Origin of the sequence: Burkholderia sp. ABCPW 11, assembly GCF_001523445.1 — a bacterium.
Lineage (GTDB): Bacteria > Pseudomonadota > Gammaproteobacteria > Burkholderiales > Burkholderiaceae > Burkholderia.
This window is the reverse complement of the sequence record NZ_LOVM01000062.1, coordinates 55,068-66,931: the sequence shown is the minus strand read 5'-3', so window position 1 is coordinate 66,931 and position 11,864 is coordinate 55,068. Positions and strand designations below refer to the sequence as shown.

At 65.5% G+C, this 11,864-nt stretch carries 11 protein-coding genes; 4 read left to right on the top strand and 7 right to left on the bottom strand.

The genetic code is table 11. The features are described from left to right. Positions 1–156 precede the first annotated feature (156 nt). Positions 157–657 carry a hypothetical protein gene (locus tag WS61_RS34105; RefSeq protein ID WP_257127345.1) on the bottom strand — a complete coding sequence of 167 codons (501 nt, stop codon included), beginning with the start codon at positions 655–657 and terminating at the stop codon, positions 157–159. 660 nt (positions 658–1,317) lie between these two features. Beyond that, positions 1,318–3,147: a glutamine--fructose-6-phosphate transaminase (isomerizing) gene (gene glmS / locus WS61_RS23455; protein WP_059503948.1), complete on the bottom strand. Its 1,830-nt coding sequence runs from the start codon at positions 3,145–3,147 to the stop codon at positions 1,318–1,320. 157 nt (positions 3,148–3,304) lie between these two features. On the opposite strand from glmS, the gene WS61_RS23450 reads away from it, so the two are divergent. Then, positions 3,305–3,802 (top strand): Lrp/AsnC family transcriptional regulator, encoded by a 498-nt coding sequence (locus WS61_RS23450; protein ID WP_059503946.1) that lies wholly within the window; start codon positions 3,305–3,307, stop codon positions 3,800–3,802. Between the two features lie 36 nt (positions 3,803–3,838). On the opposite strand, the gene WS61_RS23445 is transcribed toward WS61_RS23450, so the two are convergent. Beyond that, entirely contained in the window at positions 3,839–4,372 is a 534-nt protein-coding gene (locus WS61_RS23445) for a methylated-DNA--[protein]-cysteine S-methyltransferase (protein WP_059503944.1), read from the bottom strand. Continuing rightward, a complete protein-coding gene (locus tag WS61_RS23440) occupies positions 4,369–5,841 on the bottom strand; it encodes a DNA-3-methyladenine glycosylase 2 family protein (protein ID WP_059503942.1) in 1,473 nt (490 codons plus the stop codon). Before WS61_RS23440 ends, WS61_RS23445 begins: the two co-directional genes overlap by 4 nt. A 329-nt stretch (positions 5,842–6,170) precedes the next feature. Here WS61_RS23440 and WS61_RS23435 point away from each other — a divergent pair, with 329 nt between their 5' ends. Next, complete coding sequence (locus WS61_RS23435; RefSeq protein ID WP_059503961.1) at positions 6,171–7,463, top strand: MFS transporter; 1,293 nt, start codon at positions 6,171–6,173, stop codon at positions 7,461–7,463. Positions 7,464–7,541: 78 nt separating this feature from the next. Here the strand turns inward: WS61_RS23435 and WS61_RS23430 are convergent, their stop codons facing one another. Then, positions 7,542–8,606, bottom strand: a complete 1,065-nt coding sequence (locus WS61_RS23430) for a LacI family DNA-binding transcriptional regulator (RefSeq protein ID WP_082751454.1) — start codon at positions 8,604–8,606, stop codon at positions 7,542–7,544. A 108-nt stretch (positions 8,607–8,714) separates the two neighbouring features. Between WS61_RS23430 and WS61_RS23425 the strand changes: the two genes are divergently transcribed. Continuing rightward, positions 8,715–9,551 (top strand): NAD(P)-dependent oxidoreductase, encoded by an 837-nt coding sequence (locus WS61_RS23425; RefSeq protein WP_059503938.1) that lies wholly within the window; start codon positions 8,715–8,717, stop codon positions 9,549–9,551. Positions 9,552–9,570: 19 nt separating this feature from the next. On the opposite strand, the gene WS61_RS23420 is transcribed toward WS61_RS23425, so the two are convergent. Then, positions 9,571–9,891 (bottom strand): DUF1330 domain-containing protein, encoded by a 321-nt coding sequence (locus WS61_RS23420; RefSeq protein ID WP_059503937.1) that lies wholly within the window; start codon positions 9,889–9,891, stop codon positions 9,571–9,573. Positions 9,892–10,067: 176 nt separating this feature from the next. Continuing rightward, on the bottom strand, positions 10,068–10,526 hold the full coding sequence (locus WS61_RS23415) for a MerR family transcriptional regulator (protein ID WP_059503935.1): 459 nt from the start codon (positions 10,524–10,526) through the stop codon (positions 10,068–10,070). A 77-nt stretch (positions 10,527–10,603) separates the two neighbouring features. Here WS61_RS23415 and WS61_RS23410 point away from each other — a divergent pair, with 77 nt between their 5' ends. After that, positions 10,604–11,836, top strand: a complete 1,233-nt coding sequence (locus WS61_RS23410; RefSeq protein WP_059503933.1) for an NADH:flavin oxidoreductase/NADH oxidase family protein — start codon at positions 10,604–10,606, stop codon at positions 11,834–11,836. The last annotated feature ends 28 nt before the right edge of the window (positions 11,837–11,864 follow it).

Below are 11,864 nucleotides of genomic sequence, written 5' to 3'. Positions count from 1 at the left end.
AGGAGAAACTCATCCCCCATTGATGACTCGTTCTTTGTCGGCCCGACTACCTGTCAGATCAAGTCCCGGCTAATACAATTCATCATTTCGCGGGCTCGCTAGCAGCGGATTGCCGCAGACCAACGCCAAGGCCGTTGCCCCGCAGTCGGTTACTGCTTACCCAACCTCGAACGGGGGGGCCTTCTTTGAATTCTGATAAGCGACCGACGTGAATCCGTGATAGCTGGTGTACGCATCGACGGACTGTCCAGTCAAAATAAAGACTCCTGGCAATTTGCACGAGTAATCTGGCGCTGAGTAAAACTGAAGCCTACCGCCTCCTATGACTACCATCCCACCTTCCGAATGAGGTATGGCAGTAGCAGTCTGCGACGCATTCTTATTGAGTTCTTCGCAGTTCGAAGTCGCCTTCGATGGTTTTCGAATACAGTCAGAAATGAATTTTCGGTATTTTTCTTCATTTACCTTTAGCACGTCCGGATGATCTGGGTCTCGCGTCACGTCCAGCGCCTTCATCGAATTTGTATCCAAATTCACCCAGCCGATGGCCACTTGTTTATCGAGGTTGTCGGGGCTGTCCGCAGCGACATACAGTCTGACGCTATAGACTCCATCAGATACATCCTCGATATCAGCTTGGATGTCCTTCTTGTTCATTGCAACATGCTCAAGCGGGGGTACAACCAACTCCTTTAATTCGTTCTTACATACTTCGGCGGAGGCGTATGCGCCGTACGAAATCGCCATTAAAAAGATGAGTGCTGCGATTTTCTCAAATATTTTCATATCGAGTCACTGAAATGAATTTACAATTCGAGGCGTTATTGATTCGAGTGTTTTCCGGTAAATTGCCTGCGCGTTTGCATAAATTGAGAACCATCGAGCGTAATTCCCATTATAGTGCACAATGTACCTTGCCTTGAACTCCATGCCTAACGGCAACGCACAATATTGACGTGCTCGCCCACGACCAGTGGGCCGGCACGCGGTCATTGCCCGAATTGCTAGCCTACGTAGCATAGATGGGATTAACCGAAGTCCACATCTTTTGAGCGAATCTGCAGTGTGGGGGGGCGGGGCGGCGTACCTATACCGGGGAGAAGGGGCGTTTCGTGGAGGCTCCACCCTGCAATTTCTCTCGAAACCGGAAGTCGATAGCACCGATTTTGTGCTCGATAGAGGATGCAAATTAAAAGCGTTCCGCGCCCTGTTCAGCAAGGGCTTGAGGCAATTTTGCCCCCTTCCGCGGAACGCTTTTCCAAGAGGTCACGGAATGCTTTCATTTCTCACGAACAGCTGACAAGGGGAAAACACCCCTCACTCCACCGTCACCGACTTAGCCAGATTCCTCGGCTTATCGATATCCGTCCCCCGCGCCAGCGCCGCGTGATACGCGAGCAGTTGCATCGGCACCGTATGCAAGATCGGCGACAACGGTCCGTAATACTCGTTGAGCCGAATCACCTCGATCCCTTCGCTCGGCACGATCCCGCAGTCCACATCCGCGAACACGAACAGCCGCCCATTCCGCGCACTGACCTCATACATGTTCGACCTGAGCTTCTCGAGCAGCATGTCGTTCGGCGCAACCGCGATCACCGGCATTTCATTGCTGACGAGCGCCAGCGGCCCATGCTTCAGCTCCCCCGCCGGATAAGCCTCCGCATGAATATACGAAATCTCCTTCATCTTCAGCGCCCCTTCGAGCGCGATCGGATAATGCATCCCGCGCCCGAGAAACAGCATGTTGTCGCGTCGCGCGAGCAACTCCGACCACGCCATGATCTGCGGTTCCAGCGCGAGCACCTTCGACATCGCATCGGGCAGATGCCGCAGCGCGCGCAGATGCTCCTTTTCTTCATCGTCGCTCAATCGCCCGCGCACCTGCGCCAGTGACAGCGTCAGCAGGAACAGCGCAACGAGCTGCGTCGTAAACGCCTTCGTCGACGCCACGCCGATCTCGACTCCCGCGCGCGTCACGAATTGCAGCGCGCATTCGCGCATCAGCGCACTCGTCGCGACGTTGCAGATCGCGAGCGTGTGCGTCATCCCGCTGCGCTTCGCGACATGCACCGCGCCGAGCACGTCAGCCGTTTCACCGCTTTGCGACACCGCAACCACCAACGTGCGCGGATTCGGCACACCGTCGCGATAACGAAACTCGCTTGCGATTTCCACACTCGCCGGCAGCTTCGCGATGCTCTCGATCCAGTACTTCGCCGTCAGCGCCGCGTGATAGCTGCCGCCGCACGCGAGCAGCAGCACCGAATCGACGTCGTTGAACACGCGCCACGCGCCGTCGCCGAACAGCTCCGGCATGATCGACGAAACGTCGAGCAGCGTATCGGCCACGGCCTGCGGCTGCTCGAAGATCTCCTTCTGCATGTAGTAGCGATACGATCCGAGATCGGCCGCGCCGCTATGCGCGGCGACGCGTTGCACCGTGCGCTCGACGCGCTGGCCGGCCGCGTCGACGATCCAGTAGCGATGCAGTTGAATATCGGCGACGTCGCCGTTTTCCAGGTACGCAATGCGATCGGTGATGCCGGACAGCGCAATCGCGTCGGACGCCAGAAAATTCTCGCCTTCGCCGACCCCGACCACGAGCGGCATCCCGTCGCGCGCACCGACGATCCGGTGCGGCTCGTCGCGGCACATCACCGCGATCGCATAGCTGCCGCGCAGTCGCGCGACCGCACGCCGGACCGCGTCGAACAGGTCGCCGTCGTACAGGTGATCGATCAGGTGCGCGATCGCCTCGCTGTCGGTCTGGCTCGCGAACACATAGCCGTGCGCCTGCAGTTCCGCACGCAACCGATCGCAGTTTTCGATGATCCCGTTGTGCGACAGCGCGATGCGCGCGTTGGCGTCGCTCGGCGAGAAGTGCGGATGTGCGTTGAGCGTGACGGGCGCGCCATGCGTGGCCCAGCGCGTATGCGCGATGCCCGTGTAACCGGACAGCCCCTGCGCGGCGATGTCGCGCTGCAGGTTCGCGACACGATCGACGCTGCGGGCGCGCGCCAGCGCGCGGTCGCGGTAGACCACGACGCCGCACGAATCGTAGCCGCGGTATTCGAGCCGCTTCAAGCCGTCGACCAGGTTCGGCAGGATGTCCCGCTGGGCAACTGCCCCGACAATTCCACACATATCGCGCTCCGTAAATGTCCCGTCTGGATCAGTGAGAGCGATGGTAGAAGCAGTTGAATGGAATTTAATTTCAAAAATAGATGATAAATGAAATGAATAGCGGATAGGTTATCATATTGAAATTAAATTTCACCCCGCTGACCGGAAGGAGTGGCCAATGGCCGGCATCACCCTCGACGAGCTCGACCTGCGCATCCTCGCGATCCTGCAGGACGACGCGTCGGTCTCGAACCTTCAACTTGCCGAGCGCGCGCTATCGTCGCCGCCCACCTGCATGCGCCGCGTGCGGCGGCTGACGGAGGCCGGCGTGATCCGTCGGCAGGTCGCGGTGCTCGACCCGGTCGCGATCGGCACGGCCGTCACCGCGTTGATCGAGATCAGCCTCGACCGGCAGACGGCCGAGGACTACGACGCGTTCGAAGCGTACGTGTGCGCGGAGCCGGCCGTCACGCAGTGTTATCGCGTGTCGCCGGGGCCCGATTTCGTCGTGATCGCGGATCTGGCCGATGTCGCCGAATACGACGAATTCGCGCGGCGGCTGTTCACCGGCGCGTCGAACGTCCGCAACGTGCGTACGTTTTTCTCGACGCATCGCGCGAAATTCGAAGCGAACGCGCGGGTTGCGCATGCGATGCGCAAGCGTAGCGGCGGCTAGATCGTACGACGCGGGCCCAATTCGAAACGCGGAATATCAGAACGCCAGCGCCTGCTGCACCGGATGGTGCGCGCCGCGCGAGAACCCGGCGCCTTCGAGCGACAGCAGCGCGCGCTTGCGATCGATGCCGCCCGCATAACCGGTCAGGCTGCCCGATGCGCCGACCACGCGATGGCACGGCACGATGATCGACACCGGATTGCGGCCGACCGCGCCGCCCACGGCGCGCGCGCCGCTCATCGGCAGCCCGATGCGCTCGGTGATGTCGCCGTACGACACGAGTTCGCCGAACGGGATCGCCAGCAGTTCCTGCCATACCCGTCGCTGAAACGCAGTGCCGCGCAGGTGGATCGGCACCGAGAACGTATCGCGTGCGCCGGTGAAGTACTCGGCGATTTCTTCCGCGACCCGGCGTGCGACCGGCGACGTGGCGAGTGCGTCCGCTTCGCGCACGATCGCCAGCGACGGGAAGTATTTCTGACCGACGAAGTACAGGCCGGTCAGCACGTCGTCCTCGATGCGCACGGCGATGTCGCCCAGCGGGCTCGGAATCAGGTGAGCGGGAGTCATCGCGACATCTCTCCATGAAGGCGCCATGCATGCAATGCGGCATACGCGCGCCACGGCGCCCAGCGCGCCGCCGCGTGCGGCGCGGAGGACTGCCCGCGCGCGGGTTCGGTGCGGGCGGGCAGCCATGCGTCGTCGGCGGGGAATGCGTTCGGCCATGCCATCGCGCGCATCGCGACGTACTGCACCGCGCGTTCGTCGAAGCCGGGCAGCGCGCGCAGCGCGGCGAGCGTCGCATCGAGCGGCGCCATCGGTTCGAGCGCGAGCGTGCCGTCGTCGACGGCGCGGGCGAGCGACACGATCGCGCGTGCGGTGTCGCGCTCGATGCCGATCGTCTCGAGGGCCGAAGGCGGCAGCATGGCCAGCGTCGCGGCGCAGGGCAGTGCATGCGTGAGGCCCGGCGGCGCGCCGTCGACCGGGTGACCGAAGCGTGCCGCGATCCGTGCGAGCGACGGCGTATCCGCTTGCGCGGCCGCAAGCTGTTCGCCCACGATGGCACGAATCGCAATCTCGAGGCCGTCGAACGCGCCGGGCGCGCGCAGACCCGGCGCCCCGCTTGCGAGATCGCCGAGATGCGCATCGATCACGTCGGGGCGGCTGTTGAGATCGAACAGCCGGCGCACGCGTGCGAGCACGGCCGGCACGACCGGCGTGAGCGCGGGCGACACGGTGACGGCCAGCGCGAAGCGCTGCGGCACGTGCGCGACGGACAGCCAGCCGGCCAAGCGGCGGCCGCCGTTCCGGGCCGGCAGGTCGACGACGCGCGCATAACGCTGCGCGTCGATCCGCTCGACGCCATCGATCTGCCGCTGCGCGAGAAAACGCATCAGGTCGGCCCATGCGAACGGCGGCCGGTACGGCAGCGGGAAGGTCATGTCGCCGTCGGCCGATGCATCTGCCCCTTTACGCAGTCGCAGCGGATTGAGGCCGTAGCGCTGGCGGAACAGGTCGTTGAAGCGCCGCACGCTGCCGAACCCGGCCGTCGACGCGACGACGGCCACCGGCAGCGCGGTATCGGTCAGCAGCCGCTTGGCCATCAGCAGCCGCTGCGTCTGCGCGAACTCGACCGGTGACACGCAGAACTGCATACCGAAGATGCGGCGCAGATGGCGTTCGGTCACGCCGACGCGCTGTGCGAGCGCATCGACGGAATGCGCGTTCAGGAAACCGTCGTCGATCAGCGTCGCGGCCGCGTCGGCGAGATTGCCGGACAGGTCGAGCAGCCCGTGGCCGGGCGCGAGCTCGGGGCGGCAGCGCATGCAGGGCCGGAAGCCGGCCTTCTCGGCGGCCGCGGCGCTCGGGTAGTAGCTGCAGTTCCGCGCCTTCGGCGGCTTCACCGGGCAGACGGGGCGGCAGTACACACCGGTCGTCGCCACGCCGACGAAGAACCAGCCGTCGAAGCGGCGGTTGCGCGAAAGCAGGGCGTCGTAGCAGGTGTCGGGATCGAGGCGCATGGGACGACTGTAAACCATCCGCGCCGCCGATTCTGGCTGGAATCGGACATGTGTCTCCGCCGCCGCGCGGCCGCGCGGCCGCCGGGCCCTGCGGGAAAATCAGGGGAAAAACGGTTAATGCCAATCTGCGGAACAGTCGTCTCTTTTACCACGGCCAATTTGAGATGACTCATCGAAATCCCCGACTGACACGGCCCCGGCACACACTTATTCTTTGAAAAACGTTTTCCAGACGGATCGGCGAAACGTGCCGTGCGCAGCCGCGCGCCGCCGTTCGCCCCGGCGCCGGTCGCCGGTCAACGAACTTCGTGCGGCGCGACGGGCGCGACCGCGCATCGGAGACATTCATGCCCACTGCCGTCGTCGGCGCCGTGCGCGCGGTTGCCAGCCGCTACCGCTGGACCGTCTGTGCACTGCTGTTTTTCGCGACCGTCATCAACTACATGGATCGGCAGATCCTCGGCCTGCTCGCGCCGATGCTCCAGCACGACATCGGCTGGAGCCAGGTGCAGTACGGCCGCATCGTGATGGCGTTTTCGGCGTTCTATGCGCTGGGCCTGCTCGGTTTCGGGCGCATCGTCGACTGGCTCGGCACGCGCGTGTCGTACGCGGTGGCGATGCTGGTGTGGAGCATCGCCGCGATGCTGCACGCGGCGGTCGGCTCGGTGACGGGGTTCGCGTTCGTGCGCGCGCTGCTCGGCATCGGCGAGGGCGGCAACTTTCCGGCCGCGATCAAGACGACGGCCGAATGGTTCCCGCGCCGCGAACGCGCGCTCGCCACCGGCATCTTCAACTCGGGCGCGAACATCGGCGCGGTGTTCGCGCCGGCGATCATTCCGGCGATCGCCGTGGCCTACGGCTGGCGCGCGGCGTTCGTGATCATCGGCGCGATCGGCATCGTGTGGCTCGCGGTGTGGCTGGTGATGTATCGCACGGCCGACACGCGCGCGCTCGCGGCGGAGTACGACGAGCCGCGCGACGAAGCCGAAGCGCTCGACGCGGCGAATGCGAACGCCGGCGCGCCGCGCTGGGGCGAACTCATCCGCAAGCGCGAGACGTGGGCATTCCTGGTCGGCAAGTTCCTGACCGACCCGGTGTGGTGGTTCTACCTGTTCTGGCTGCCGAAGTGGCTCAACGAGTCGCGCGGGATGGACATGCAGCACATCGGTTTGCCGCTCGTCTGCATCTATGCGCTGACGACGGTCGGCAGCATCGGCGGCGGCTGGCTGTCGTCGATGCTGCTGCGCGCGGGCTGGAGCGTGAACCGTGCGCGCAAGACGGCGATGCTGATCTGCGCCTGCTGCGTGCTGCCGATCGCGTTCGTGTCGCAGGTGCAGAGCCTGTGGATCGCAGTCCTGATCGTCGGCCTCGCCGCCGCCGCGCATCAGGGCTGGTCGGCGAACCTGTTCACGACCGCGTCCGACCTGTTTCCGCGCCGCGCGGTCGCGTCGGTGGTCGGCATCGGCGGGATGGCCGGCTCGATCGGCGGCGTGCTGTTCTCGGAAGTGATCGGCCAGGTGCTGCAGCGCACCGGCCACTATTGGGTGCTGTTCGCGATCGGCGCGTCGGCCTACCTGATCGCGCTGGCCGTGATGCACGTGCTCGTGCCGAAGATGAAGCCCGCGAAACTCGACGCATGAATCGCGTCGTTGCAAACGAACGCGCCGCCTCGGACGGCGCGTTTTTTGCGTTCGGGGCGGTGACGGGGCGCGACCGCGTCAGCCGGCCGCGGCCGTCGACGCGCGCATGATCAGCCGCGGCTCGAACGTCGAATAGCTCGCGTCGGTGCGCCCGGCGAGCGCGTCGATCAGCTTCTGCATCGCGAGCTCGCCCATGTTCTCGCTCTGGATGTCGACGGTCGTCAGCGCGGGCGCCGCGTATGCGCCGTACGGCACGTTGTCGATGCCGGCGACGGACACGTCCTGCGGCAGCCGGAAGCCGAGCGACGCGGCCTCCTTCATGAAGCCGAGCGCGATCAGGTCGTTGTAGCAGATCACGGCCTGCGGGCGCTGCGGCCCGAGCATCACGCGCGAGCACGCGCGCTCGCCGGCCTCGGCGGTCGGCGCATGCGCGTCGTGCACGTCGAGCGTGAGCCCGGCTTCGGCGAGGCAGTCGCGCGCGCCCTGGATCCGTTCGTCGTTCACGCGCGCGGTGCCGAAGCCGAGATACGCGATGCGCGTATGGCCGAGGTTGAGCAGGTGGCGCGCGAGCATGTAGGTCGACAGCCGGTTGTCGATGCCGACGCTCGGAATCGGCAGGCCGGGGCTGCGACGCAGCAGCACGAGCGGCTTGTTGAGGTCGAGCATCCAGCCGGCTTCCTCGTCGGGCATCCGCGTGCTGACGATCAGCCCGTCGACGCGCTGCGCGAGCGCCTCGATCAGCGAACGTTCGCGCGCCTGGCTCTCCTCGGTATCGACGAGCAGCAGCGTGTAGTCGTGCTGCAGCGCGACGCGGTTCGCGCCTTTCACCACGTTCGTGAAGTGCGGGTTGCTGATGTCGAGGATCACGAGGCCGATGGTGCGCGTGCGGCCGGTGATCATCGAGCGCGCGAGCGGGTTCGAACGGTAGCCGAGCCGCTCGATGGCCTCCTTCAGTCGTGCCTCGACGGTCGGCGAGAAGCGCTGCGTGCCGTTCACGTACTTCGATACCGTCGCGACCGACACGCCGGCTTCCGCGGCCACGTCGCGGATCGTCGGGGAAACTTTTTTCATCCGCAGGGTAACGTTTTCGTTCGATAACGCCGGATTGTGGCAGAAAAATCCGGCGCGCGGCCAGCGGTCGATATCGGGAAAGTGCGGATGGCTGCGAGCGGTTCGGCCATTGACGTTCGGCGCCCCGGCCGCGTATAGTTGGAAAACGTTTTCCGATTGAGATCGATTCAAGGAGATTCGATGAACGCCTCATCCACCGCCGCGCGCAAACCGTTCGGCCGCCTGCTGCTGACGGGCGCGGCCGGCAACCTCGGCCGCCAGTTGCGCGGCGCGCTCGCCGACTGGGCCGACGTCGTGCGTGTCAGTGATATCGCGGCGCTGGGCGACGCGGCCGCGCATGAAGAAATCCGCGTGGTCGACCTGGCCGACCGGCCGGCCGTGATGCAGCTCGTCGACGGCGTGGACGCGATCGTTCACCTCGGCGGCATTTCGGTCGATGCGCCGTTCGACGATCTGGTCGGCGCGAACATCACCGGCACGTACAACCTGTACGAAGCCGCGCGCAAGCACGGCGTGAAGCGCGTCGTGTTCGCGAGCTCGAATCATGCGATCGGTTTTCATCCGGTCACCGAAGTGCTCGATGCCGATTCGCCGCTGCGCCCCGACAGCCTGTACGGGGTGACGAAGTGCTTCGGCGAATCGCTGTCGCGCTACTACTTCGATCGCTTCGGGATCGAAACCGTCTGCCTGCGGATCGGCTCGTCGTTCGAGGTGCCGAAGAACCCGCGCATGCTCGTCACGTTCCTCAGCTATCGCGATTTCATCGAGCTCGTGCGCTGCTCGCTGCTGACGAATCGTGTCGGCCACGCGATCGTGTACGGCGCGTCGGACAACCCGGTGAAGTGGTGGGACAACACGAAGGCCGGCTTCCTCGGCTTCCGCCCGCGCGACAGCTCCGAGCAGTTCGCCGGACTGTTTCCGGTGACGGCGCCGACCGCCGAGTACGACGATCCCGCGCAGCGGTTCCAGGGCGGCGGCTTCGTCGTGGGCGAGCCGATGGAGCGGAAGGCGTCGTAAGCGTCGCCTGCGTCAGGCATCAACGCAGAATGTCGGTCGCCTTGTGCCGCTCGTCGACGCCGTCGATCAGGATCAGCGGGCCGCTCGCGTGCCGTGCGCGTAGCGGCTGGATCTGCCGGTACGCCTCCGATTCGTACCATTCGCGCGCCGTGTCGAGGTCGGGAAACGCGATCGCGATCAGATCGCCGCGCCATACACCTTCGCGTACTTCGGGCCGTGCGCCGTGAATCACGAAATGGCCGTCGTACGGCGCAAGCGTGCCGTCGATGCGTTCGAGGTATTCGACGATGTCGTCGCACATGTCGACGTCGTGCAGGTGGGCGATGGCGTAGGCGGTCATGGCAGGCTCCTTGGCGGGATGCGGTTCGAGAGTCGTTGGAGCCATGATCGTGGCGCGGGCGGCGCGCGTCGATTACCTGCGACGTAAGCAAAGCGCGGCAACCGCGCCACATCGTGTTTCAGGCCGCGGCGCGCATCGATCGATGGATGAGCAGCGTAATCCCACGGCACAATCCATCACGCCCGCTTGCGCGCCGGCCGCACCACGGGCGCCGGCTCCAGCGGCTCGCTGGCCTGCTCGCACAGCCGGTCGAGCATCCGTTGCGCGGCGCCCGCGCAATCCTCGCCCGCCGGCTTGTTCTCGATCGCGTCGATCAGCGTTTCCAGATGCTGCCGGTTCTGCGCGAGCCGCCGTTCGAGCAGCGCGATTTCGCCGACCTTGTGCCGCAGCGCGACCAGCAGTTCGTCGCGCGGCCATGCGCCGAGATCGGGCGGCAGCACCGCGCGGATCTCGTCGAGCGCGAAGCCCGCGCGCTGCGCGCGGTCGATGATCGCGAGCCGCGTCAACGCTTCCGGCCCGTATTCCCGATAGCCGTTTGCCTGCCGGCGGGCCGGTTCGAGCAGGCCGCTCGCTTCGTAGAAGCGGATGCGCGACGCCGCGAGGCCGCTCGCCTTCGCCAGTTCGCCGATTTTCATGGGGACTCCAAAAAGGCTTGACCTTAAAGTTGACTTTAAAGTTATCGTGGGCCATCGTCAATCGAGGATCTGCCACCATGAATCTGTTTGCGCCCCTCACACTGCCCAACGGGGCGGTGATTCCGAACCGTCTGGCCAAGGCCGCGATGGAAGAAAACATGGCCGATGCGGACCACGCGCCGTCCGATGCGTTGCTGCGCCTGTACCAGGCGTGGGCCGACGGTCAGGCCGGCCTGATCCTGACCGGCAACGTGATGGTGGACGGCCGCGCGATGACGGGGCCGAACGGCGTCGTGCTCGAAAGCGACGCGCATCTCGACCGTTTCCGCCGCTGGGCGCGGATCGCCCGCTCGGGCGGCGGGCACGTGTGGATGCAGATCAATCACCCGGGGCGCCAGATGCAGGCGGCGCTCGGCCAGACGACGCTCGCGCCGTCGGCCGTGCCGCTCGCGCTCGGCGCGTTGTCGAAGCAGTTTCCAGTGCCGAAGGAAATGACGGCGGCCGATATCGCCGACGTGCAGCAGCGCTTCGTGCGTGCCGCGCAGCTCGCGGAGCAAAGCGGTTTCACCGGCGTGCAGGTGCATGCGGCGCACGGCTATCTGCTGAGCCAGTTCCTGTCGCCGCTGACGAACCGCCGGCAGGATCGATGGGGCGGCAGCATCGAGAATCGCGCACGCCTGCTGCTCGATATCGTGAAGGCGGTGCGCGCGACGGTATCGCCGGCCTTCGCCGTCGCGGTGAAGCTGAATTCGGCCGATTTCCAGCGCGGCGGTTTCAGCGCGGATGACGCGAAGCGCGTGGTCGAATTGCTGAATCCGCTCGGCGTCGATCTCGTCGAACTGTCGGGCGGGAGCTATGAAGTGCCGGCGATGCAGGGCGAGGCGCGCGACGGGCGCACGCTCGCGCGCGAAGCGTATTTCCTCGAATTCGCGCGCGACATCACGGCCGTCGCGCGCATGCCGCTGATGGTCACGGGCGGGATCCGGCGTCGTGCGGTGGCCGAGCAGGTCGTGAACAGCGGCGTGGCGATGGTCGGCATCGCGACCGCGCTGTCGATCGACCCGAACCTGCCGCGCGACTGGCGCGCCGGCAAGGACAGCGCGCCGGTGCTGGCGCCGATCCGGTGGAAGAACAAGGCGCTGGGCGCGCTGGCGAACATGGCCGTCGTCAAGTTCCAGCTCACGCGGCTCAGCGAAGGGCGTCGCACGCACCCGCGGGTGTCGCCGCTGCGCGCGCTGGTGAAGCAGCAACTGGCCGCGCAGTGCCAGACGCGACGCTACCGGAAGTGGATGGCGGGGCCGCGTACTTGATCGATGCGTCCAGGTTGGCCGCGGCGAT